The sequence below is a fragment of the Streptomyces sp. AC550_RSS872 genome (assembly GCF_019049285.1).
Taxonomy (GTDB): domain Bacteria; phylum Actinomycetota; class Actinomycetes; order Streptomycetales; family Streptomycetaceae; genus Streptomyces.
Genome location: NZ_JAGMUL010000002.1, coordinates 1 through 22,609 on the forward strand (window position 1 = coordinate 1; position 22,609 = coordinate 22,609).

Sequence of the window (22,609 nt, forward strand, 5' to 3'; positions counted from 1 at the left end):
CATGAAGGGCGGGGGAGTCGGGAGGGGGCTCTGGCCGTCCGTGCGGAGGGGACCGGGGACTTGGGGGGATGGGGGGTTGCTCGATGGGAGTGCGGCTCATGGTGGTCGACGACCACCGATTGCTCGCGGAGGCGTTGGCCTCGGCGCTGAAGCTGAGGGGCCATCGGGTGCTGGCGGCGGCGGCGCCGGCCGCGGGGGCGGCGGAGCTGGTGATCACGCGGGCGCCTGAGGTGTGTCTGCTCGGGACGGCGTCGCCTGCGGAGCCGGGGATATTCGATCCGGTGGTGAAGATCAAGCGGGAGCGGCCGCAGGTGGCTGTGCTGGTGTTGGGGCCGGTGCCGAGTCCGCGCGGGATAGCGGCGGCGTTCGCGGCGGGGGCGTCCGGGTATGTGCGCCATGACGAGCGTATAGAGGGTGTCGAGCGGGCGATCATGAAGGCTCGGGCGGGGGAGGCGGCGGTGGCGCCTTCTCTTCTACAGGGCGCGTTCAGCGAGTTGCTGAACCCGGTGGCCCAGCCTGACGACGAGGGGCAGAGGTTGCTCCAGATGCTCACCCCTCGGGAGGTCGAGGTGCTGGTGCGCGTCGCGGACGGCGAGGACACTCGCCTGATCGCGGCGGGCATGGGCATCGCACCGTCGACAGCGCGTACGCATGTGCAGCGGGTGCTGATGAAACTGGGCGTCGGCTCCAGACTCGAGGCGGCGGCGCTGGCGGCTCGTACGGGATTGCTGGATCGGGCGGGGCCGGTGACGGGGGAGGGCGCGGCGGAGGCGTGAACGTGCCTGCGGCGGGGCGTTTTCAGCCCGTCCGGCGTTTGAGGGCGAGGCCGTTCAGGCCGAAGCGGGGGTCCAGGGGGCGGCAGCCCCCTGGTGGGGGTTGGACGGGCGGAGCCTCTGGGGTGGACGGGTAGGGGCGGCGGGGGCGTTACGGTGCCGGGTCGTCCGTCGGGGCGGGCGGTGCCGTGGGCCGCAGCTTCAGCCAGGCCAGGAAGAACAGGCCGAGGAGCAGCATGCCCAGTCCGGTCCAGAGGTGCCCCAGGGGCCGCGAGGAACTGCACGTCCGCGTGTGGACATGCACGGAGTGCGGAGCACGCCACGACCGGGACGAGAACGCCGAGGCCAACCTACGCGCCGCTGGACGGAAACGTGCCGCTGAAATGCGGCGGCTTGTCGTCCACCTCGACCACGAACGAGGCGAAATACCGGCCGGCCGGGTCCTTGATGACCGTCACGGACGACGGCTGCACAGGCAGCTCGCGCGACCAGCGCACCTCGATGTCGCCGATCTTCGGCAGCCGCAGCTTCCCGCCCTTGGTGATGGACCAGCGGGCGTTCGCAGTGAACCGGACCGCCTGCCGGGCGGTCCTCTTCTTCACCTTCGGCGGGCCCATCTTCGGACCCTTGCGGGCGCCGCTCTTCGAGGCGAAGAAGTTGCTGTACGCGGCCTCCAGGTCACGTAGCGACTGCTGCAACACCACGACGGATACCTCACCGAGCCAGGCCCGCTCCGTCGACTTCTTGGCCTCGGTGATGACCCGCTTCGACAACTCGGCCGCCGTCGGGCGCGGCAGGTTCTTCGCGTAGGCCTCGCACCTGACGCGTAGGGCGTCGTTCCACACAGTGCGGGCACACCCGAACGCCCTCGCCAGACTGCCCCGTTGAGAAGCGCTCGGGTACACGCGAACGTTGTACCGGAGCTTCATACCGATCACCGTACGACGGTCGTTCTATGGTCGAACATGGATCCATCGGAACTGATCGACATTGCACGTTTATCTCGCATGCGCGATCGGTTGGTCGAGCCAGTCCGTGGGGGCCGTAGCTCCGCTGCCGGAGATGTGGGTGTCGTGGGGGTTTCCATCCGGCAATCGAACTCTTCTGGTCACGGGATTGTGTGATTGTGATGTTGACTCTCGTGATGGGTTGTGTTTCGCTATGTTCGGTTCTGTTTGATGTTTGGGTAGCCCGAATGGGGAGTCCGGCGTGAAGAAGACCTCGACCCGACTGGCCGACGGTCGTGAGCTGATCTACTACGACCTGCGCGACGACACCGTGCGGGACGCCGCCGACCGCCGTCCGCTGGACCGGACCGTCACGACGTCCGAGGTCCGACGGGACGAGTTGCTCGGCGACTCCGTCGCCATCGCCTCGCACCGGCAGGGCCGGACCTACCATCCGCCGGCCGACGAGTGCCCGCTGTGCCCCTCCGACGGTGAGCGGCTGAGCGAGATCCCGGACTCGTCGTACGACGTCGTCGTCTTCCAGAACCGTTTCCCCTCGCTCGCCGGTGACTCCGGGCGCTGCGAGGTCGTCTGCTTCACCTCCGACCACAACGCGTCCTTCGCCGACCTGACCGAGGAGCAGGCGCGGCTGGTGCTCGACGCGTGGACCGACCGGACCTCCGAGCTGTCATCTCTGCCCTCCGTGGAGCAGGTGTTCTGCTTCGAGAACCGCGGCGCCGAGATCGGGGTGACCCTGGGGCATCCGCACGGGCAGATCTACGCCTACCCGTTCACCACCCCCCGCACCGCCCTGATGCTGCGCTCCCTCGCCGCGCACAAGGACGCCACCGGCGGCGAGAACCTCTTCGACGCCGTCCTGGCGCGTGAACTCGCCGACGAGCGGGTCGTCCTGGAGAGCGAACACTGGCTGGCCTTCGTGCCGTACGCCGCGCACTGGCCGTACGAGGTCCACCTGTACCCGAAGCGCCGGGTGCCCGACCTGCTCGCGCTCGACGAGGAAGCGCGCTCAGAATTCCCCAAGGTTTATCTGGAACTCTTGAGGCGCTTCGACCGGATCTTCGATGGGCCGGGTGGAGGGAAAGAAGGGGAGGGTGAGCCTCCGACGCCGTACATCGCCGCCTGGCACCAGGCGCCGTTCGGGCAGCTGGAGGACTTCGAGGGTGTCGTGCGGGACGACTTCGCGCTTCACCTTGAGCTTTTCACCATTCGCCGCACTTCCGGCAAGCTGAAGTTTCTCGCGGGCTCCGAGTCCGGCATGAATGTGTTCATCAATGACGTGCCGCCGGAGCGCGCGGCCGAGCGACTGCGAGAGGTAGCGAGTTCATGAGCGGGAAGTACCTGGTCACCGGTGGCGCCGGCTATGTGGGCAGCGTGGTCGCCCAGCATCTGCTGGAGGCGGGTGGCGAGGTCGTCGTCCTCGACAATCTCTCCACCGGCTTCCGCGAGGGCGTGCCGGCCGCGGCTTCCTTCATCGAGGGCGACATCCGCGACGCCGCCAAGTGGCTCGACTCCTCCTTCGACGCCGTACTGCACTTCGCCGCGTTCTCGCAGGTCGGCGAGTCGGTCGTGAAGCCCGAGAAGTACTGGGACAACAACGTCGGCGGCACCATGGCGCTGCTCGGCGCGATGCGCGAGGCGGGCGTGCGCAAGCTTGTGTTCTCGTCGACGGCGGCCACGTACGGCGAGCCGAAGGAGGTGCCGATCGTCGAGTCGGCGCCCACGCAGCCCACCAACCCCTACGGCGCCTCCAAGCTCGCCGTCGACCACATGATCACCGGCGAGGCGGCGGCCCACGGACTCGGCGCCGTCTCCCTGAGGTACTTCAACGTCGCGGGCGCCTACGGCGACTGCGGGGAGCGCCACGACCCCGAGTCGCACCTGATCCCGCTGGTCCTCCAGGTCGCCCAGGGCAGGCGCGACGCGATCTCCGTCTACGGCGACGACTACCCGACGCCCGACGGCACCTGCGTGCGCGACTACATCCACGTCGCCGACCTCGCCGAGGCCCACCTGCTCGCCCTGAAGGCCGCCCGGCCCGGCGAGCACCTCATCTGCAACCTCGGCAACGGCAACGGCTTCTCCGTCCGCCAGGTCGTCGAGACCGTCCGCCAGGTCACCGGACACCCGATCCCCGAGGTCGTGGCCCCGCGCCGCGGCGGCGACCCGGCCGTCCTGGTCGCCTCCGCCGACACCGCACGCGAGCGGCTCGGCTGGAACCCGTCCCGCGCGGACCTCGCGGGGATCGTCGCCGACGCGTGGGAGTTCGCGCAGCGGCGCGCACGTTAAGTTCTACGGCCGGTACGGACGGCCGTACGTTCCACGGCCGCTGCGGCCGGTTCAGCAGGGAAGGTCAGGGTCAGGGGATGAGCGTCGACACGGCAGCCGCGGTCGCCGAGCGGTTCAAGGAGCTGTACGGGGCCGAGCCGGAGGGGGTGTGGGCCGCGCCGGGCCGGGTCAACCTGATCGGCGAGCACACCGACTACAACGACGGCTTCGTCATGCCGTTCGCACTGCCGCACACCGCGGTCGCGGCGGTCTCACGACGCGAGGACGGCGTGCTGCGCCTGCACTCGGCGGACGTCGAGGGCGGGGTGGTGGAACTGCGCGTCGACGCCCTTGAGCCCGAGTCGGACCGGAACTGGACGGCGTACCCGTCGGGTGTGGTCTGGGCCCTGCGTGCGGCCGGCCACGCGGTGACCGGCGCCGACATCCACCTGGCCTCGACGGTCCCGGCGGGCGCGGGCCTGTCGTCGTCGGCGGCCCTGGAGGTCGTGGTCGCGCTCGCGCTCAACGACCTGTACGACCTCGGTCAAAAGGGCTGGCAGCTGGCCCGTCTGTGCCAGCGCGCGGAGAACGTGTACGTCGGTGCCCCGGTCGGGATCATGGACCAGACGGCGTCCGCGTGCTGCGAGGCAGGCCACGCCCTGTTCCTCGACACCCGGGACCTCTCCCAGAAGCAGATCCCCTTCGACCTGGCCGCCCTGGGGCTGCGCCTGCTGGTCGTCGACACCCAGGTCAAGCACTCCCACAGCGAGGGCGAGTACGGCAAGCGCCGCGCGGGCTGCGAGAAGGGCGCGGCGCTGCTCGGCGTGGACGCGCTCCGGGACATCGCCTACGACGACCTGGACGCGGCGCTCGACCGGCTCGCCGACGACGAGGAGGTGCGCCGCCTGGTGCGCCACGTCGTCACCGAGGACCAGCGCGTCGAGCGGGTCGTCGACCTGCTGGAGTCGGGCGAGACCCGGGCGATCGGCCCGGTCCTGACGGCGGGCCACGCCTCGCTGCGGGACGACTTCCGTATCTCCTGCCCTGAGCTGGACCTCGTCGTGGACACCGCCCTGGCCGGCGGCGCACTGGGCGCCCGCATGACCGGCGGCGGCTTCGGCGGCTCCGCGATCGTGCTGGCGGAGGCCACCGACGTCGAGACCCTCACCAAGGCGGTCGAAGAGGCCTTCGCGGCAGCGGGCTACACGGCACCGAGGGTCTTCGAGGCGGTACCGGCGGCGGGGGCGCGACGGGTCGGCTGAGCTGGGGCGTGCGGGTCGGGGCCGTTCCCCAGGGGGGCGGCCCCGTCTTCGCGTTCTGGGGCTCAGCCGTTGCGGACCAGCCTCTTGGTCAGCGTGTACTCCGTGATCCCCGGCGGATAGTCAGGGATCACACAGACCACGTCGTACCCCTGCTTCTTGTAGAACCCCGGCGCCTGGAAGTCCCACGTCTCCAGGCGTACGGCCGTGCAGCCCCGTTCGTCGCGGGCCGTGCGCTCGGCGTGTGCGAGCAGCTGCGAACCGAGGCGGGCGCCGCGGTGGCGTTCGTCGACCCAGAGGTACGTGACATGGAGCCAGGTGGTCCAGGTGTGACCGACGAGCCCGCCCGCCACGGCGCCGGCGTCGTCCAACGCCCAGACCTGGAGCGGATGTTCGCGTTCACCTGGGGTTCCGCGCAGGGCGCGCAGGACCGGGGAGGCCGCGGTGTTGGTGTCCCGCAACCGCCGGCGGAGCAGATCCTGCCGTGATTTGTCGACTTCTGTCTCCAGACGAAACATGCGGCTCACCATAAACGCGTCGGCCAACCAGTTCTGCAAATTACCTTCCGCTCCTGCCCCCCGGCCGTACTCTGATGAACGGCACCGGTGGGGGCCGGTGCTGATCAGGGGGCGAGACAGGTCGGGTTCGACGCCCGAAGTGGGGGTAGCAGTTTCTGCACGGCGGCGGCCGTGCGGCCATCCGCGCTTCTGGCGTCGTGCCCGCGACGGTGTTCGTCTCCCGGTGTCGTCCTCATGACGATGGGGTATCCCCTGCTCTTCGGAGCTTGGGGAAGGGGGTTTCGTGGTTCGCATCCGAGTCCTGGTCGTCGACGACCATCGCATCTTCGCCGAGTCGCTCGCCGCCGCCCTGGCGGCCGAGCCCGACGTCGACGTCTCCGCGGCCGGCAGCGGTCCGGCGGCGCTGCGCAGCCTGGAGCGCGCGGCCGCCGAGGGGCGCCGGTTCGACGTGCTCCTCGTCGACGCCGACCTGGGCGGCAACGTCCAGGGCATCCGTCCCGCCGTGCCGGTCCAGGAGGTGAGCGAGGACGGGCTTGTCGACGGCATCTCGCTCGTCGCCGGGGTACGTACCGCGCAGCCCGCGGTACGGATCGTCGTCCTCGCCGAGAAGGACGATCCGCGCCGGGCCGCGCTCGCTCTCCAGGCCGGGGCCTCCGGTTGGGTGGCAAAGGACTGCTCCCTCTCCCGGCTCCTCACTGTCATCCGCGGGGTGCTGCGCGACGAGACCCATCTGCCGCCCGCCCTGCTCACGGGCGTCCTGCGCGAGCTGACGGCCGCACGCAAACACCGCACCGAGAGCGAACGCCTCGTGGAGTCCCTGACCCCACGCGAACGCGAAGTCCTGCGCTGCATGGTCGCGGGCCTGGGCCGCAAGGCCGTCGCCGAACGCCTCTACCTCTCCCCGCACACCGTCCGCACCCACATGCAGAACGTCCTGGGCAAACTGGGCGTCCACTCAACCCTCGCCGCGGTCGCGCTCGCGCGCCGGGCGGGGGTGGGGCCGGTGGATCTGACCGGGGATGTTGTGGAGCGGGGCGGTCAACTGGCGTAGCTGGGCGGACCGGCCCTGGTTTCTGAGCTGGGCGAATAGGTCGCGCCGGGTGCTGGGGTACGGGGGAGGCGTTCCAGCCAGGCGTTCCAGCCACTGGGATGCGCCGCGTTCCGGAGGGGCGGTGGCCGCGTCGGTGGGGGGGCGAAGGCTTGGGTGGTGTGGTCGCCGGCCACCCTCGTCGTCCGCGAGGCGTGTTCGCCATGCCGGCCCCGGAGGGCCGCTCGGGCTGTCCACGGATGTCGTCGAACGTAGCGGCTCGGACAACCCGGCAGCCCCGCCCGGCCACCGCGCTGGGCTCGGGAGAGCTCGGGCGAGGATCGCGCGCACTCCTTGTCCACCAGGCAAGCCAGTGCCCCGTCCGTCCGGGCTCGTCGGCGGCACCAGCACGCCCCGCATGTGGCGCCGGACCTCTCGCCCTAGCCGGGAATGTTGTCGAACGGTGCCGTCAGCTGCCGCAGCAGGCCGGCCAGTTCGCCTCGCTGGGCTCGGGAGAGCTCGGCGAGGATCGCGCGTTCCTGGTCCACCAGGCAAGCCTGTGTCCCGTCCGTCCGGGCTCGTCGGCGGCGCCTGCGCGCCCGCATGTGGCGCCGGGCCTCTCGCCCTAGCCGGGAATGTTGTCGAACGGTGCCGTCAGCTGCCGCAGCAGGCCGGCCAGTTCGCCTCGCTGGGCTCGGGAGAGCTCCGCGAGGATCGCGCGTTCCTGGTCCAGGAGCCCGGCCAGGGCCTGGTCGGCGCGGTCGCGGCCCTCGGGGGTGAGGCGGACCAGTACTCCGCGTCGGTCGCTGGGGTCGGGGAGGCGTTCCACCAGGCCCTTCTTGGCCAGGCGGTCGATGCGGTTCGTCATCGTGCCCGAGGTGACCAGGGTCTGGGTCAGGAGCTGGCCCGGGGAGAGCTGGTAGGGCGTCCCGGCCCGCCGGAGCGCGGTCAGTACGTCGAACTCCCAGGGCTCCAGGCCGTGCTCGGAGAAGGCGAGCCGCCGTGCGCGGTCCAGATGCCGGGCCAGTCTGCTGACCCGGCTGAGTACCTCGAGCGGTTCCACGTCGAGGTCAGGGCGCTCCCGGCGCCACGCTGCGACCAGCCGATCGACCTCGTCCTCCATGACGATCAGTGTAGTGGTTGTGTCGACGTGAAGTCTCTTGACGTCAAGATATCCAGGAGGGCAGGCTGGAGAACGAGCGACCGTCAGGAGGCCCCCCATGCCAGCCGCCCCCACCTGGGACCCCGCCCAGTACCTGCGTCACGCCGGCCACCGAGCCCGCCCCTTCACCGACCTCCTCGCCCAGGTCCCCGACCTCCCCGGCGACCGGCCCCGCATCGCCGACCTCGGCTGCGGTCCCGGCAACGTCACCGCCCTGCTCGCCGAACGCTGGCCCGGCGCCCACATCACCGGCTACGACAACTCTGCCGAGATGCTCGACAAGGCCCACGTCGAGCACGAGGGCCCGACCCCGGGTGGCGGCCGTCTCGACTTCGCCCACGCCGACGTACGGACCTGGACGCCCGAGGAGCCGTACGACCTGATCGTCAGCAACGCCACGCTGCAATGGGTGCCGGACCATGCGGAGCGTTTCGGCGCCTGGGTGCGGGGCCTGCGGCCGGGCGGCACCTTCGCCTTCCAGGTCCCCGGCAACTTCGACGCCCCCAGCCACCGCCTGATGCGCGACCTCGCCCACCGCCACGGCCTCACCGACACCCTGCGCCACGACGACGCCGTCCTCGCCCCACGGGACTACCTGGCCGCGCTGGCCGACCTGGGCTGCGCGGCGGACGTGTGGGAGACGACGTACGTCCACCTCCTGACCGGTGACGACCCGGTGCTGGACTGGGTGAAGGGGACGGGCCTGCGACCGGTCCTCACCGCCCTCGCCGACGACCCCGAGGCGCGGGACGCCTTCCTCGGCGACTATCGCGACGCCCTGCGCGCGGCCTATCCGGCCGGGGCGCACGGCACACCCTTCCCGTTCCGGCGGATCTTCGCCGTGGCCCGCAGGGAGGCGTGATGATCACCGCCGTCGACCACGTCCAGCTCGCGGCCCCGCCCGGATCGGAGGAGCGGCTACGGACGTACTACGTCGATGTCCTCGGGATGACGGAGATCCCCAAGCCGCCCGTGCTCGCCGCGCGCGGGGGCTGCTGGTTCCAGACGGGACCCGTGCAGCTGCATCTCGGCATCGAGGAGGACTTCCGGCCCGCCAGGAAGGCCCACCCCGGGCTGCGGGTCACCGCGATCGAGACGTACGCCGCCCGACTGGCGGCCCGGGGAGCCGCCGTCACCTGGGACGAGCACCTGCCGGGGCACAAGCGGTTCTTCTCCTACGACCCTGTCGGGAACCGGCTGGAGTTCCTGGAACCGGCCGGTTGACCAACGCGCTCACGCGCCGCGCTCGCGCTCACGTGCCGTGCTCGGCCGGCGGCGGGACCTCACCGGCCCAGCACCGGCACGCGCCTGACCTCCTCGTGCGGCATGCCCTCACCGAGGGCGCGGCCTCGGCCTTGCGTCGCCGCTGGTCGGCGACTGCCAACGCGTCTTCGAGATCTTCGATCACGCGCCGGACGAGGTCCTCCGGCTCGGGCCCGGCCTCGCTGACCGGGACCTTCGGCATGTTCAAAGGGCCCCACCCCTTGGTCGCCGTTTGAGTGGGCCGGCGCAGGGTCACCCGATCGATGACCCCGACGTCCAGCCTCGGGAGGAGTGAGTACCGTGGCGAAGGAAGAAAAGACCCGGGCCAAGAAGGAACAGGTCAGGGGAAAGGCCAAGGAAGCCATGGGCCGTATGGCCGGCAACGAGCGGATGACCGCCGAGGGCAAGGCCGACCAGATGAAGGGCGACGCCCGGCAGGCGAAGGAGAAGGGAAAGGACACCTTCAAGCACTGAGGGCGCCCCTCAAGTAACGGACATGGCGGGCGCCCGGCGCGTCAGCTCTTGCGGTGCCCTATCAACCGCGGCTTCGCCTCCAGCCCGTCCAGCCCGTGCCACGCCAGGTTCACCAGATGCGCCGCCACCTCCGCCTTCTTCGGGCGGCGGACGTCCAGCCACCACTGGCCGGTCAGGGCGACCATCCCGACCAGAGCCTGCGCGTACAGCGGGGCCAGCTTGGGGTCGAAGCCGCGGCTCTTGAACTCGCGGCCCAGGATGTCCTCCACCTGGGTCGCGATGTCGGAGATCAGCGAGGCGAAGGTACCCGTCGACTGGGGGATGGGCGAGTCACGGACCAGGATGCGGAAACCGTCCGTGTACTCCTCGATGTAGTCCAGCAGCGCGAACGCCGCCTGCTCGCACAGCTCACGCGGGTGGCCGGCCGTCAGCGAACTGGTCACCATGTCCAGCAGGCGGCGCATCTCACGGTCCACCACCACCGCGTACAGCCCCTCCTTGCCGCCGAAGTGCTCGTACACCACCGGCTTGGAGACCCCGGCCTTCGCCGCGATCTCCTCCACCGAGGTGCCCTCGAAACCCTTCGCGGCGAACAGGGTGCGGCCGATCTCCAGCAACTGCTGGCGCCGCTCCGCACCGGTCATCCGGGTACGGCGCGTCCGCCGGGGCTTGTCGTTGCTGGGGGTACTGCTGGAGTCGGTCGCCACGGCGTCAATCATGCCGCCTTGGCAGGCTCCTTCCGGCGCCGGGAGCCGCCTTCCTCGGCGTTCCGGCGTGAATCGATACGCGAGCGTGACGGCCAGCGCACGTCGTACGCCCAGCCGAACATCTCGCACCAGCGGATGATCCGCGCGGAGGAGTCGATCTGCCCGCGCTCCACACCGTGCCGCGCGGACGTCGGGTCGGCGTGGTGCAGGTTGTGCCAGGACTCGCCGCACGACAGGACCGCCAGCCACCACACGTTGCCCGAACGGTCACGCGACTTGAACGGACGCTTGCCCACCGCGTGGCAGATCGAGTTGATCGACCACGTCACGTGATGCAGCAGAGCCACCCGCACCAGCGAGCCCCAGAAGAAACCCGTGAACGCGCCCCACCACGACATCGTCACCAGACCGCCGATCAGCGCCGGCAGGGCCAGCGACAGCACCGTCCACCAGATGAACTGACGGGAGATCCCGCGGATCGCCCGGTCCTTGATCAGATCCGGCGCGTACTTGTCCTGCGGCGTCCGCTCCTCGTCGAACATCCAGCCGATGTGCGCCCACCACAGGCCCTTCATCAGTGCCGGCACGGTCTCCCCGTAACGCCACGGCGAGTGCGGGTCACCCTCCGCGTCGGAGAACTTGTGGTGCTTGCGGTGGTCGGCGACCCAGCGGACCAGCGGGCCCTCCACCGCCATCGAGCCCGCGACGGCGAGCGCGATGCGCAGCGGACGCTTCGCCTTGAAGGAACCGTGGGTGAAGTAGCGGTGGTAGCCGATCGTGACGCCATGGCAGGCGAAGAAGTAGAAGAAGACCAGCAGACCGAGGTCCAGCCAGCTCACGCCCCAGCCCCACGCCAGCGGCACCGCGGCGGCAAGTGCCAGGAACGGGACGACGATGAAGAGAAGGAGCGCGAACTGCTCGAGCGACCCCTTCTTCTCGCCGCCGAGCGTGGCTGAGGGGAGTCGGGTGTCGTCGTTCGCCTTCGGGGCGTCTTCGATCACATCGGAGCTCGTGGTCATGGGCGTCCCCTGTGGGGTTTCGAGGGTTGTGGCAGGTGCCGGGTCGCTGGAACTGTTCCCAGGTTCCGTTACATCGGTCCCTACGGTTCCGTAACCTACGGCATCGTAAGTATGGCAGTGCGTCGCCCGGCGGCAAGAGCCCGAGAGACTGCGCGTCCGCATGGACACCTATCCTTGGAGGCGGTCGGACAGCGCGGTCCGCTCTGAATTCTTCCCGGATGTCAGGAGCCGTAAGCGGCCCAGCCGCGCGGCCCCAGGCGCCGGGTTCCCCTCCCGGACGAGCTTCAACACTGCAAGGAGCCGCACCTGTGAGCAGTGCCGACGACCAGACCGTGTCTCAGATGACCAGCAGCGAACTGCGTGCCGACATCCGCCGACTGGGTGACCTCCTCGGCGAGACCCTCGTCCGCCAGGAGGGCCCGGAGCTGCTGGAGCTCGTCGAGAAGGTCCGCCGCCTCACCCGAGAGGACGGCGAAGCCGCCGCCGAGCTGCTGCGCGGCACGGAGCTGGACACCGCGGCCAAGCTGGTCCGCGCCTTCTCCACCTACTTCCACCTGGCCAACGTCACCGAACAGGTCCACCGCGGCCGCGAGCTGCGCGCCCGCCGCGCCGCCGAGGGCGGCCTCCTCGCCCGTACGGCCGACCGGCTGAAGGACGCCGACCCCGAGCACCTGCGCCAGACGATCCAGCACCTCAACGTGCGCCCCGTCTTCACCGCGCACCCCACCGAGGCCGCCCGCCGCTCCGTCCTCAACAAGCTCCGGCGTGTCGCCGCCCTCCTGGAGACCCCGGTCCTCGAAGGCGACCGCCGCCGCCATGACACCCGACTGGCCGAGAACATCGACCTCGTATGGCAGACCGACGAGCTCCGCGTCGTACGCCCCGAGCCCGCCGACGAGGCCCGCAACGCCATCTACTACCTCGACGAACTCCACGCCGGAGCCGTCGGCGACGTCCTGGAGGACCTCACCGCGGAACTGGAGCGCGTCGGCTACAAGCTGCCCGACGCCACCCGCCCCCTCACCTTCGGCACCTGGATCGGCGGCGACCGCGACGGCAACCCCAACGTCACCCCCCAGGTGACCTGGGACGTGCTCATCCTCCAGCACGAACACGGCATCAACGACGCCCTGGAGATGATCGACGAGCTGCGCGGCTTCCTGTCGAACTCCATCCGCTACACCGGCGCCACCCAGGAACTCCTCGACTCCCTCCAGGCCGACCTCGAAGCCCTCCCCGAGATCAGTCCCCGCTACAAGCGCCTCAACGCCGAGGAGCCCTACCGGCTCAAGGCCACCTGCATCCGGCAGAAGCTGGAGAACACCAAGCTCCGCCTCGCCAAGGGCATCCCGCACGAAGCCGGACGCGACTACCTCGGCACCGGCGAGCTGCTCCAGGACCTCACCCTGATCCAGACGTCCCTGCGCGAACACCGAGGCGGGCTGTTCGCCGACGGCCGCATGAACCGGACCATCCGCACCCTGTCCGCGTTCGGCCTCCAGCTCGCCACCATGGACGTCCGCGAACACGCCGACGCCCACCACCACGCCCTCGGCCAGCTCTTCGACCGCCTCGGCGAGGAGTCCTGGCGCTACGCCGACATGCCCCGCGACTACCGCGCCAAGCTGCTGGCCAAGGAGCTCCGCTCGCGCCGGCCCCTCGCCCCCACCCCCGCACCCGTGGACGCGGCCGGCGAGAAGACCCTCGGCGTGTTCCAGACCGTCAAGCGGGCCCTCGCCGTCTTCGGACCCGAGGTCATCGAGTCGTACATCATCTCCATGTGCCAGGGCGCCGACGACGTCTTCGCCGCCGCCGTCCTCGCCCGCGAGGCCGGCCTCATCGACCTGCACGCCGGCTGGGCCAAGATCGGCATCGTCCCGCTCCTGGAGACCACCGACGAGCTCAAGGCCGCCGACACCATCCTGGAGGACATGCTCTCCGACCCGTCGTACCGCAGGCTCGTGGCCCTGCGCGGCGACGTCCAGGAGGTCATGCTCGGCTACTCCGACTCCTCCAAGTTCGGCGGCATCACCACCTCACAGTGGGAGATCCACCGCGCCCAGCGCCGCCTGCGCGACGTCGCCCACCGCTACGGCGTCCGGCTGCGGCTCTTCCACGGCCGCGGCGGCACCGTCGGCCGCGGCGGCGGTCCCTCCCACGACGCGATCCTCGCCCAGCCCTGGGGCACCCTCGAAGGCGAGATCAAGGTCACCGAACAGGGCGAGGTCATCTCCGACAAGTACCTCGTGCCGTCCCTGGCCCGCGAGAACCTCGAGCTGACCGTCGCGGCCACCCTCCAGGCCTCCGCCCTGCACACCGCACCCCGCCAGTCCGTCGAGGCACTCGCCCGCTGGGACGCCGCCATGGACGTCGTCAGCGACGCCGCCCACGCCGCGTACCGCAAGCTCGTCGAGGACCCGGACCTGCCGACGTACTTCCTCGCCTCCACGCCGGTCGACCAGCTTGCCGACCTGCACCTGGGCTCACGGCCCTCCCGTCGCCCCGGCTCGGGCGTCTCGCTCGACGGCCTGCGCGCCATCCCGTGGGTGTTCGGCTGGACCCAGTCCCGGCAGATCGTCCCCGGCTGGTTCGGCGTCGGCTCCGGCCTGAAGGCCCTGCGCGAGGCCGGCCTCGACACCGTGCTCGACGAGATGCACGAAGAGTGGCACTTCTTCCGCAACTTCATCTCCAACGTCGAGATGACGCTCGCCAAGACCGACCTGCGGATTGCCGCCCACTACGTCGACACCCTCGTCCCCGACCACCTCAAGCACGTCTTCGACACCATCCGCGCCGAACACGAACTCACCGTCGCCGAGGTCCTCAAGGTCACCGGCGAGCAGGAACTCCTCGACGCGGCGCCGGTCCTCAAGCAGACCTTCGCCATCCGCGACGCCTACCTGGACCCCATCTCCTACCTCCAGGTCACCCTGCTCAAGCGCCAGCGCGACGCAGCGGCCGCAGGAGAGACAGCCGACCCGCTGCTTGCCCGCGCCCTGCTGCTCACCGTGAACGGCGTGGCCGCCGGCCTGCGCAACACCGGCTGACCGGCCGGAACCGAGGGTGCCCCCGTGCTTCGTACGAGCACGGGGGCACCCTTATGTCGCTGATCAGGCCTTACGGCGACGGAACGCCAGGTAACCGCCCGCGGCGAGCAGCGCGGCCGCGGCCGCCGACAGCAGGCCCACCGGCGCACCGTTGCCCGTCTCCGCGAGGTCGCCCTCGCTGCCGCCGCCCTGAGTGGACGGAGAAGAGGAGACGGCGGGAGCCGCTTCCTCGGAGGTTTCGGAGGCCTCGGCGGACTCGCCCTGCGTCGGCTCCTCGGCGGGGCCGGTCTCCTCGCCGCCGTTGGTCGGATCCGGCGTGCCGGGCGTCGCGCTGGGCGTCCCGCCATCCGTCGCGGGGCAGGTGTGCGACAGGTTGAACAGCTCCAGCTCACCGCCGCGCACCTCGGCCACCGCGGAGGTGAGCTCCGCGCCCGGCTGCGAGGCCACGTAGGCGTGCTTGTCGGACGGCGGACCGAAGTCCGTCACCACCTGCTGCCCACCCGGCTCGAAGGACACCGTCAGCTTCACGAAGTCCGTCGAGTTCCCCGGCAGCACGAAGTGCCAGCCGTCCTGCCCCTCCGGAACGCCGGGGCACTCGCCCCGGCCCTGCTGCGGGGCACCGCCGTCATCGGTGGTCGAGGTACGCGGCAGCTCCTGACGCAGCTGCACCGTGTACGTGTCGCCACCGGAACCGGTGGCGTGGGCGGCGGCCGGAACGCAGAGCACGGCTGCCGCGGCGACGGCGGACAGAGCGCCGACGCGGTTGAGGGTACGCATGAGGCAGTAGTCCATCTTCGAGAAGGAACGGGAAGATGTGGAGGGGGCGGCTCAGCATCCAGCCCGCACTGACCCCTGGTCAATCACGAACAGACAACACACGGATCCTCCACAGAAACGGAGAACGCCGAGAACCTCAGATCGTCACGAACGCCGCCGTCAGCAACGCGACCCCCGACCCCGCCAGCACCCACGCCACCCGCGTCCGTCGCAGCCCACCCGCCACGACCACCGACGCCAGCAACAACGCGCCACCCAGCGGAACCCACGCATAGAGAACACCCGCCGGCCCGGACCGCACCACGTCGTCACTGCCCGGCTTCACCACCACCGTGTACGTCTGCCCCCCGCGCACCGCCACGCTCTTGTCGATGACCACCGCACCGCGCGCCCGCGACCCCGCCGAAATCGGCGTGTACGGCCCACTGCACGTGTCCGCACCACACCGCGTCACCTTGATCGTGCCGCTCTCCCGGCCCTTCGTGAGCATCACATGCTGCGCATTGCCCCACGACGCCCACACACCCGCGATCAGAATCAGCACCGCGACCGTACCCATCGCCGCGAACCGCCCGAACCGCAGCGCCATGAAAGCGCCCTGACTGGAGACAACGGCAGAAGGCATGGCCGCGATCCTTGGCCATGCCCCTACGCCCGGTCAACCTCGGCCCGGCCAACCAGCCGGACAAGTCACGAGTTGTACGTGCTTTGCGCCCGCTCCAACCCCTCGATCACCAGACACTCCACCGCATCCGCCGCCCGGTCCACGAAATAGTCCAACTCCTTGCGCTCCGCCGAGGAGAAGTCCTTGAGCACAAAGTCCGCGACCTGCATACGACCGGGAGGGCGCCCGATGCCGAACCGCACCCGGTGGTAGTCGGCACCCATCGCCTTCGTCATCGACTTCAGGCCGTTGTGCCCGTTGTCACCGCCGCCGAGCTTCAGCCGCAGTGTGCCGTAGTCGATGTCCAACTCGTCATGGATCGCAACGATGTTCGCGAGCGGCACCTTGTAGAACTCGCGCAGGGCGTTCACCGGCCCGCCCGAGAGGTTCATGTACGACATCGGCTTCGCGAGAATCACCCGCCGGTTCAACGGCCCCGGCGGACCGATACGGCCCTCCACCACCTGCGCCTGAGCCCGGCCCGCCCGCTTGAACCTCCCCCCGAGCCGATCGGCCAGCAGATCGGCCACCATGAACCCGATGTTGTGCCGGTTCATGGCGTACTCGGGCCCGGGATTGCCGAGGCCCACGATCAGCCACGGGTCATTGGCGCCGGTAGTCACGTCCACGTCTCCTTGCTGTGCTTTCCCGGGGGCTGCGACATCGGCGGCTCCGCCGCGGGCCCCCGGACCCCCAGCAGAAACGCCGGTCCGCGGGGGTGCCTGGCGCGAACATCGCGAGGCAAGCCTGAGTGACAGGCGTCGGCCGCTGCCCCGCACGGGAACAGCGGCCGACCAACCGATGACAGCGAGGATCAGGCCTCGGCGACTTCCCCGCCCTCGGCGGCCTCACCCTCCGCGGCCTCCTCGGCCTGCGAAGCCAGGACCTGAAGGACCACAGCGTCCTCCTCGACGGCCAGCGTGGTGCCCTTCGGCAGCGTGATGTCCTTGGCCAGGATCGAGGCACCGGCCTCCAGACCCTCCACGGACACCGTGACCGACTCGGGGATGTGCGTGGCCTCGGTCTCGACCGGCAGCGCGTTCAGCACGTGCTCCAGCAGGTTGCCACCCGGAGCCAGCTCGCCCTCGGTGTGCACCGGGATCTCGACCGTGACCTTCTCGCCGCGCTTCACCAGCAGCAGGTCCACGTGCTCCAGGAAGCCCTTCAGCGGGTCACGCTGCACAGCCTTCGGGATCGCCAGCTCGGTCGACTTGCCGTCGATGTCCAGCGCGATCAGAACGTTCGGCGTACGCAGCGCGAGCAGCAGCTCATGACCGGGAAGCGTGAGGTGCAGCGGCTCCGCACCGTGCCCGTACAGCACACCGGGAACCTTGCTGTCACGACGGATACGACGGGCGGCACCCTTACCGAACTCGGTACGGGTCTCAGCGGAGATCTTGACCTCGGACATACGGATCACTCCTCGTAGAACTAGAGACGGACGTGGTCACCCGGCCACGAACGGCCTGCTACGAAGAGCGCGTCGATAACGGACCACCGACACCTGAACCAACAGGTGCGGCCTCCCTCGCCGAGCAACTGAAGCAGTCTACTCGCAGAGGGAGGCCGCACCCAAAAGGATCTTTACGGCGGAGCTCTACTGCTCGTCGAACAAGCTCGTCACCGAACCGTCCTCGAACACCTCACGCACCGCACTCGCGATCGTCGGCGCGATCGACAACACCGTCAGCTTGTCCAGATCCCGGCTCAGCTCACCCGGCGTCGGCAGCGTGTTCGTGAACACGAACTCACTCACCCGCGAGTTCTTCAACCGGTCCGCGGCGGGCCCGGAGAGCACACCGTGCGTCGCGGTGACGATCACGTCCTCCGCACCGTGCGCGAACAGCGCATCAGCGGCCGCACAGATCGTCCCACCCGTGTCGATCATGTCGTCGACCAGCACACACACCCGGCCCTTGACCTCACCCACGACCTCGTGAACCGTCACCTGGTTCGCGACGTCCTTGTCCCGCCGCTTGTGCACGATCGCCAGCGGAGCACCGAGCCGGTCACACCAACGGTCCGCCACCCGCACCCGACCGGCGTCCGGAGACACCACGGTCAACTTCTCCCGGTCGACCTTGCGGCCCACGTAGTCCGCGAGCAACGGCAGCGCGAAGAGATGATCGACCGGCCCGTCGAAGAAACCCTGAATCTGATCCGTGTGCAGATCCACCGTCAGGATCCGGTCCGCACCCGACGTCTTCATCAGATCCGCGATCAGACGCGCCGAAATCGGTTCACGCCCACGGTGCTTCTTGTCCTGCCGCGCGTAACCGTAGAACGGAACGATCACCGTGATGGAGCGCGCCGACGCACGCTTCAGCGCGTCGATCATGATCAACTGCTCCATGATCCACTGATTGATCGGAGCCGTGTGGCTCTGAATCACAAAGCAGTCAGCACCACGCGCCGACTCCTGATAACGGACATAGATCTCACCGTTGGCGAAATCGAAGGCCTTCGTCGGGACGACCCCGACACCCAACTGCTGGGCGACCTCCTCGGCAAGCTCGGGGTGGGCGCGGCCGGAGAAGAACATCAACTTCTTCTCGCCGGTCGTCTTGATCCCGGTCACAGCTGTCTCCTCAGAGGTGTCTCAACAGGGTGTGCACTTATCACGGTACGCCGTGTTTGGCGCACCCGTTTCCGGTCAGTCCTCGCTCTCGACCTGCCGAGAAGCCGCCTCAGCCGCCTTCGCAGCCGCACTGCCCGGACGCTTACGAGCCACCCAACCCTCGATATTCCGCTGCTGACCGCGTGCCACAGCCAACGAACCGGGCGGCACATCCTTCGTGATCACAGAGCCCGCCGCGGTGTACGCGCCGTCCCCGACCGTGACAGGCGCCACAAACATGTTGTCCGAACCGGTACGACAGTGCGAGCCGACCGTCGTGTGGTGTTTGTCCTGTCCGTCATAGTTCACGAAGACACTCGCGGCACCGATGTTCGAGAAATCACCGATCGTCGCATCACCGACATACGAGAGGTGAGGCACCTTCGTCCCCTCACCGATGGACGCGTTCTTGGTCTCGACGTACGTACCGATCTTGCCCTTCGCCCCGAGACGGGTCCCAGGCCGCAGATAGGCGTACGGACCCACCGTCGCCTGCGCCCCCACGACAGCACCGTCGGCCACCGTGTTGTCCACCCGCGCCCCCGCACCCACCCGCGTGTCCTTCAGCCGGCTGTTGGGACCGACCTCCGCACCCTCACCGAGATGCGTCGAGCCCTGCAACTGCGTACCGGGATGGACAACGGCATCCTGCTCGAAGGTCACCGCCACATCGACCCAGGTCGTCGCCGGATCGACCACGGTGACGCCGGCCAGCATGGCGGCCGTCAGCAACCGGTCGTTCAGGATCCGCCGGGCCTCGGCGAGCTGCACACGGTTGTTGATCCCGGCGATCTCGCGGTGATCGGCGGCGACGGAAGCACCGACACGATGCCCGGCCTCACGCAGAATGCCGAGGACGTCGGTCAGGTACTCCTCGCCCTGACTGTTGTCCGTACGCACCTTGCCGAGCGCGTCCGCGAGCAACTGCCCGTCAAAGGCGAACACCCCGGAGTTGATCTCCCGGATCGCCCGCTGCGCCTCGGTCGCGTCCTTGTGCTCGACGATCGCCGTCACCGCACCGGACGCACCGTCCCGCACGATCCGCCCGTACCCCGTCGCGTCCGGGACCTCGGCGGTCAGCACGGTCACGGCGTTGCCGTCGGCGGAGTGCGTCGCGGCGAGACGGGTCAGTGTCTCGCCGGTGAGAAGGGGGGTGTCGCCACAGACGACCACGACGGTCCCGTCCACGGTGCCACCGAGCTCCTCCAGGGCCATCCGTACGGCATGCCCCGTACCGTTCTGCTCCGCCTGCACGGCGGTCCGCACACCGGGGTCGATCTCACCGAGGTGCGCGGAGACCTTCTCCCGCGCGTGCCCCACGACCACGACCAGGTTCTCGGGCTGCAACTCACGGGCGGAGGCCAGCACATGACCCACGAGACTGCGTCCGCAGAGCTCGTGCAGGACCTTGGGTGTGGCCGACTTCATACGGGTGCCCTCACCCGCTGCGAGAACGACGACGGCTGCCGGGCGAATGGCGCTCACGGGATGCCCTTCGGCTGTGGAGGGGGTGGGTGACATCCGCAGGATACCGGGGTGTTTTGTGGGGGACATGAGAGCGGGCCCTGACTTGGCAGTCAGGGCCCGAACTGAGGTCTTGTGTGCTGTGGCTCCCCCGCAAGGATTCGAACCTTGTCCTGCTAGATCCAAAATCTAGTGTGCTGCCAGTTACACCACGGGGGACAGCGACTCAGACCTTACCGGAGACGTGATTGCGAGTGGGACACGATGCCGCTCCACCAGCCCTCGATGCGGTTGTACAAGCCGGCGCTGTGTGCCACGCCGATGACCAGGCAGCCGTGGTAATCGTCGCCGGTGTTCTTGCGGACGGTCTTCGGGTTGTGCTTCTTGAGCGTCGGCTTGGCGAAGATCGAGACGTCGACGTCGGCGATCTCCGCCCAGAACCGGTGTGCGGCTTCGACATCCGCCGACTCGTGGATGAGCAGGCGAAAGTGCAGCCGCTCACGATCCACATCGAGCAGGTCCAGCCAAGCAAGGTAGGTCTGGATCACGCCCGGGTCGCTGTTGACGAAGATGGCGCGCTCTCGGCGGTCGTAGGGCTTGCTTTTGGATCCCTCGGCCCAGTACAGGGCGACCCCTGCCATGAAGAGGTCGCGGTCCGTCAGCTCGTCGATCTCCTGGCGAGCTCCGAGCTTGGTCTTCTTCCGTTCCTCGTTGTCCGCCGCGCGCCGTTTTGCTAGCCCTTCCTGCATGAGGGCCCGCTGTTCCTCCGGCGTGTAGCGAGGCTTGGGCCTCGGTAGATCCCGCACCCACAGCGACACCGAGCTCCTCGAACAGCCCAGCTCCACCTCGATCTGGTCGTACGTCCAGCCCTGGAGTCGTAGCTCCCGTGCCTTCGCCTTGAGGTCGTCTTTCGCGTTCGGTCGCTTCGTCCATTCCGGCGGCGGCTCCCCCTTCACCAGCTGGTTGAGGATGTCGTTGTTGAAGATCTTCAGCTCGTCGCGGATCTGTCGAAGGCTGTAACCCTGCCGCCGCAGCGCCACCGCCCGCTCCCGCAGCCCCTCGAAGTCGGCGTATTTGCCCTGTGGATGCGCCATGGGCATACCGTCCAGCCGGAATGATCGGTTCCGAGGTCGAACGGTGTGCGATTCAGCAGTTCGAGGGATATCGGGCGGTTTCGCTTACGTTCGGTTACGGAGTGTGGTGTAGGCCAGTCCCCAAAAGTCACCGGAAAACGGGGGGCGGGCGCCCGTAGGCTGGAGGCATGACCACGACGGGGGAAGCCCACGCAGAGGCGTCGCCACCGAGGGCGGGGCCGTGGTGGTGGGGCAGGGTGCGTAGTGCCGTGCTGGACGTGAGTCTGGGCGTGGCGTCCGCGGTGGAGTGCGGTTTTGAGGGGGTTCTGTTCGCGCGGGATGCGGGGATTCCGGAGGCCGCGGGGGTGGTGTTCGGGGTTCTGGCGGGGTCGGTGCTGGTGTTGCGGCGTCGGTGGCCCATCGCCGTCGTGCTGGTGTCGATTGCCGTGATGCCGGCCCAGATGGGGATCCTGCTGGGCATCGTCGGCCTGTACACCCTCGCCGCGACCGAGTTGCCGCGGCGGATCATCGCCTCGCTGGCGGGGATGTCGTTCGTCGGGATGCTGATCGTGACGTTCGTGTGGGTGCGGGAGGACGTGGGGCGGGGGAATCTGACCGTCGGGGACTGGGTGATTCCGTTCGCCTCGGTCAGCACCGCCCTGGGGGTGACCGCGCCTCCTTTGCTGCTGGGGCTGTATGTGGGGGCCCGGCGGCGGTTGATGGAGAGTTTGCGGGAGCGGGCGGACAGTCTGGAGCGGGAGCTTCAGTTGTTGGCCGAGCGGGCGGAGGAGCGTGCGGAGTGGGCGCGGAACGAGGAGCGGACGCGTATCGCGCGGGAGATGCATGACGTCGTCGCGCACCGGGTGAGTCTGATGGTGGTGCATTCGGCGGCGTTGCAGGCTGTGGCTCGGAAGGATCCCGACAAGGCGGTGCGGAATGCCGTGTTGGTGGGGGACATGGGGCGGCAGGCGTTGACCGAGTTGCGGGAGATGCTCGGGGTGCTGCGCAGTGGGGGTGCGCGGGGGGCGGATCGGTCGCCGGGGGCTGTGGTGCCGTTGGTGGCTGTGGGGGTTGCTGCGGCCGCGGCGGCTGATCGGGGTCGGGATGGTCAGGACGAGGGGGCCGGCGAGGGGCCTTGTCTGTCGGAGTTGGATGCGTTGATCGGGCAGTCGGCGGCTGCGGGGATGGTCGTGGATCTGTCGGTGGAGGGGGAGTCGCGGTCGTATGCGCCGGCGGTCGAGCGGACGGCGTTCCGGGTGGTGCAGGAGGCGTTGACGAACGTCCACAAGCATGCGGCGGGGGCGAAGACGTACGTGCGGCTTGCGCATCGGGTGTCGGAGATCGCGATGCAGGTGGAGAACGAGCCGCCGCCGGAGTTGTCGTCGGCGTCGTCGGTGCGGTTGCCGTCGGGGGGTAATGGGCTGGTGGGGATGAAGGAGCGGGTCTCGGCGCTGGGTGGGGTGTTTGTGTCGGGGCCGACGGATGCGGGGGGTTTTCGGGTGTCGGCGGTGATTCCGGCGGAGTAGGGGCGG

General features: G+C 69.3%; 22 protein-coding genes, 1 tRNA gene and 2 pseudogenes. 11 read left to right on the forward strand and 14 right to left on the reverse strand.

What is annotated here, in order from left to right; genetic code table 11:
* Positions 1-83: 83 nt before the first annotated feature.
* Both KUM44_RS00070 and KUM44_RS47460 read left to right on the forward strand, forming a co-directional pair.
* Positions 84-776: a response regulator transcription factor gene (locus KUM44_RS00070; RefSeq protein ID WP_217205200.1), complete on the forward strand. Its 693-nt coding sequence runs from the start codon at positions 84-86 to the stop codon at positions 774-776.
* Between the two features lie 233 nt (positions 777-1,009).
* A pseudogene (locus tag KUM44_RS47460) lies at positions 1,010-1,084 on the forward strand (hypothetical protein); the annotation flags it as partial.
* Positions 1,085-1,162: 78 nt separating this feature from the next.
* On the opposite strand, the pseudogene KUM44_RS00080 reads toward KUM44_RS47460, so the two are convergent.
* Positions 1,163-1,702 (reverse strand): annotated as a pseudogene (locus tag KUM44_RS00080) (RNA-guided endonuclease InsQ/TnpB family protein); the annotation flags it as partial.
* Positions 1,703-1,982: 280 nt separating this feature from the next.
* Between KUM44_RS00080 and galT the strand changes: the two are divergent.
* From galT to galK, 3 genes are all read left to right on the forward strand, one after another.
* Entirely contained in the window at positions 1,983-3,068 is a 1,086-nt protein-coding gene (gene galT, locus KUM44_RS00085; protein WP_217205202.1) for a galactose-1-phosphate uridylyltransferase, read from the forward strand.
* Positions 3,065-4,027: a UDP-glucose 4-epimerase GalE gene (galE, locus tag KUM44_RS00090; RefSeq protein ID WP_217205204.1), complete on the forward strand. Its 963-nt coding sequence runs from the start codon at positions 3,065-3,067 to the stop codon at positions 4,025-4,027. The genes galT and galE overlap by 4 nt, the downstream gene beginning before the upstream one ends.
* A 77-nt stretch (positions 4,028-4,104) precedes the next feature.
* Positions 4,105-5,268: a galactokinase gene (gene galK / locus KUM44_RS00095; protein ID WP_217205206.1), complete on the forward strand. Its 1,164-nt coding sequence runs from the start codon at positions 4,105-4,107 to the stop codon at positions 5,266-5,268.
* A gap of 62 nt (positions 5,269-5,330) precedes the next feature.
* On the opposite strand, the gene KUM44_RS00100 is transcribed toward galK, so the two are convergent.
* Positions 5,331-5,795: an N-acetyltransferase gene (locus KUM44_RS00100; protein ID WP_217205362.1), complete on the reverse strand. Its 465-nt coding sequence runs from the start codon at positions 5,793-5,795 to the stop codon at positions 5,331-5,333.
* Between the two features lie 271 nt (positions 5,796-6,066).
* Between KUM44_RS00100 and KUM44_RS00105 the strand changes: the two genes are divergently transcribed.
* Positions 6,067-6,834, forward strand: a complete 768-nt coding sequence (locus tag KUM44_RS00105; protein WP_062722201.1) for a response regulator transcription factor — start codon at positions 6,067-6,069, stop codon at positions 6,832-6,834.
* 601 nt (positions 6,835-7,435) lie between these two features.
* Here KUM44_RS00105 and tamR read toward each other — a convergent pair.
* Positions 7,436-7,933 (reverse strand): MarR family transcriptional regulator TamR, encoded by a 498-nt coding sequence (tamR, locus tag KUM44_RS00115; RefSeq protein WP_217205207.1) that lies wholly within the window; start codon positions 7,931-7,933, stop codon positions 7,436-7,438.
* A gap of 97 nt (positions 7,934-8,030) precedes the next feature.
* On the opposite strand from tamR, the gene KUM44_RS00120 reads away from it, so the two are divergent.
* Entirely contained in the window at positions 8,031-8,834 is an 804-nt protein-coding gene (locus tag KUM44_RS00120; RefSeq protein ID WP_217205209.1) for a trans-aconitate 2-methyltransferase, read from the forward strand.
* Positions 8,834-9,196 (forward strand): VOC family protein, encoded by a 363-nt coding sequence (locus KUM44_RS00125; RefSeq protein WP_217205211.1) that lies wholly within the window; start codon positions 8,834-8,836, stop codon positions 9,194-9,196. The genes KUM44_RS00120 and KUM44_RS00125 overlap by 1 nt, the downstream gene beginning before the upstream one ends.
* Positions 9,197-9,224: 28 nt before the next feature.
* On the opposite strand, the gene KUM44_RS00130 is transcribed toward KUM44_RS00125, so the two are convergent.
* A complete protein-coding gene (locus tag KUM44_RS00130) occupies positions 9,225-9,437 on the reverse strand; it encodes a hypothetical protein (protein WP_254388831.1) in 213 nt (70 codons plus the stop codon).
* Positions 9,438-9,535: 98 nt separating this feature from the next.
* On the opposite strand from KUM44_RS00130, the gene KUM44_RS00135 reads away from it, so the two are divergent.
* Positions 9,536-9,709: a CsbD family protein gene (locus tag KUM44_RS00135; RefSeq protein WP_217205218.1), complete on the forward strand. Its 174-nt coding sequence runs from the start codon at positions 9,536-9,538 to the stop codon at positions 9,707-9,709.
* Between the two features lie 41 nt (positions 9,710-9,750).
* Here the strand turns inward: KUM44_RS00135 and KUM44_RS00140 are convergent, their stop codons facing one another.
* Together KUM44_RS00140 and KUM44_RS00145 are read right to left on the reverse strand one after the other, a co-directional pair.
* Complete coding sequence (locus tag KUM44_RS00140; protein WP_217205220.1) at positions 9,751-10,428, reverse strand: TetR/AcrR family transcriptional regulator; 678 nt, start codon at positions 10,426-10,428, stop codon at positions 9,751-9,753.
* Positions 10,425-11,435: an acyl-CoA desaturase gene (locus KUM44_RS00145; protein WP_217205222.1), complete on the reverse strand. Its 1,011-nt coding sequence runs from the start codon at positions 11,433-11,435 to the stop codon at positions 10,425-10,427. Before KUM44_RS00145 ends, KUM44_RS00140 begins: the two co-directional genes overlap by 4 nt.
* Before the next feature lie 308 nt (positions 11,436-11,743).
* Between KUM44_RS00145 and ppc the strand changes: the two genes are divergently transcribed.
* A complete protein-coding gene (gene ppc / locus KUM44_RS00150; protein WP_217205223.1) occupies positions 11,744-14,482 on the forward strand; it encodes a phosphoenolpyruvate carboxylase in 2,739 nt (912 codons plus the stop codon).
* Between the two features lie 63 nt (positions 14,483-14,545).
* Here ppc and KUM44_RS00155 read toward each other — a convergent pair whose 3' ends face one another.
* The 8 genes from KUM44_RS00155 to KUM44_RS00190 all read right to left on the reverse strand — a co-directional run bounded on the left by KUM44_RS00155 (position 14,546) and on the right by KUM44_RS00190 (position 21,098).
* Entirely contained in the window at positions 14,546-15,259 is a 714-nt protein-coding gene (locus KUM44_RS00155) for an LPXTG cell wall anchor domain-containing protein (RefSeq protein ID WP_254388832.1), read from the reverse strand.
* A 136-nt stretch (positions 15,260-15,395) separates the two neighbouring features.
* Positions 15,396-15,884 carry a hypothetical protein gene (locus KUM44_RS00160; RefSeq protein ID WP_217205228.1) on the reverse strand — a complete coding sequence of 163 codons (489 nt, stop codon included), beginning with the start codon at positions 15,882-15,884 and terminating at the stop codon, positions 15,396-15,398.
* Positions 15,885-15,949: 65 nt separating this feature from the next.
* The gene (gene pth / locus KUM44_RS00165; protein WP_217205230.1) at positions 15,950-16,552 is read right to left on the reverse strand and encodes an aminoacyl-tRNA hydrolase; all 603 of its coding nucleotides are present in this window, start codon (positions 16,550-16,552) and stop codon (positions 15,950-15,952) included.
* A 185-nt stretch (positions 16,553-16,737) separates the two neighbouring features.
* Entirely contained in the window at positions 16,738-17,334 is a 597-nt protein-coding gene (locus tag KUM44_RS00170; RefSeq protein ID WP_217205232.1) for a 50S ribosomal protein L25/general stress protein Ctc, read from the reverse strand.
* 186 nt (positions 17,335-17,520) lie between these two features.
* The gene (locus KUM44_RS00175; RefSeq protein ID WP_217205233.1) at positions 17,521-18,501 is read right to left on the reverse strand and encodes a ribose-phosphate diphosphokinase; all 981 of its coding nucleotides are present in this window, start codon (positions 18,499-18,501) and stop codon (positions 17,521-17,523) included.
* Positions 18,502-18,576: 75 nt separating this feature from the next.
* Entirely contained in the window at positions 18,577-20,025 is a 1,449-nt protein-coding gene (gene glmU / locus KUM44_RS00180; RefSeq protein WP_217205235.1) for a bifunctional UDP-N-acetylglucosamine diphosphorylase/glucosamine-1-phosphate N-acetyltransferase GlmU, read from the reverse strand.
* 122 nt (positions 20,026-20,147) lie between these two features.
* Positions 20,148-20,223, reverse strand: a tRNA-Gln gene (locus KUM44_RS00185).
* Between the two features lie 14 nt (positions 20,224-20,237).
* Positions 20,238-21,098, reverse strand: coding sequence for a hypothetical protein (locus KUM44_RS00190; protein WP_217205237.1), 861 nt, complete (start codon positions 21,096-21,098; stop codon positions 20,238-20,240).
* Between the two features lie 167 nt (positions 21,099-21,265).
* On the opposite strand from KUM44_RS00190, the gene KUM44_RS00195 reads away from it, so the two are divergent.
* Positions 21,266-22,603 carry a sensor histidine kinase gene (locus tag KUM44_RS00195; protein WP_217205239.1) on the forward strand — a complete coding sequence of 446 codons (1,338 nt, stop codon included), beginning with the start codon at positions 21,266-21,268 and terminating at the stop codon, positions 22,601-22,603.
* Positions 22,604-22,609: the final 6 nt, after the last annotated feature.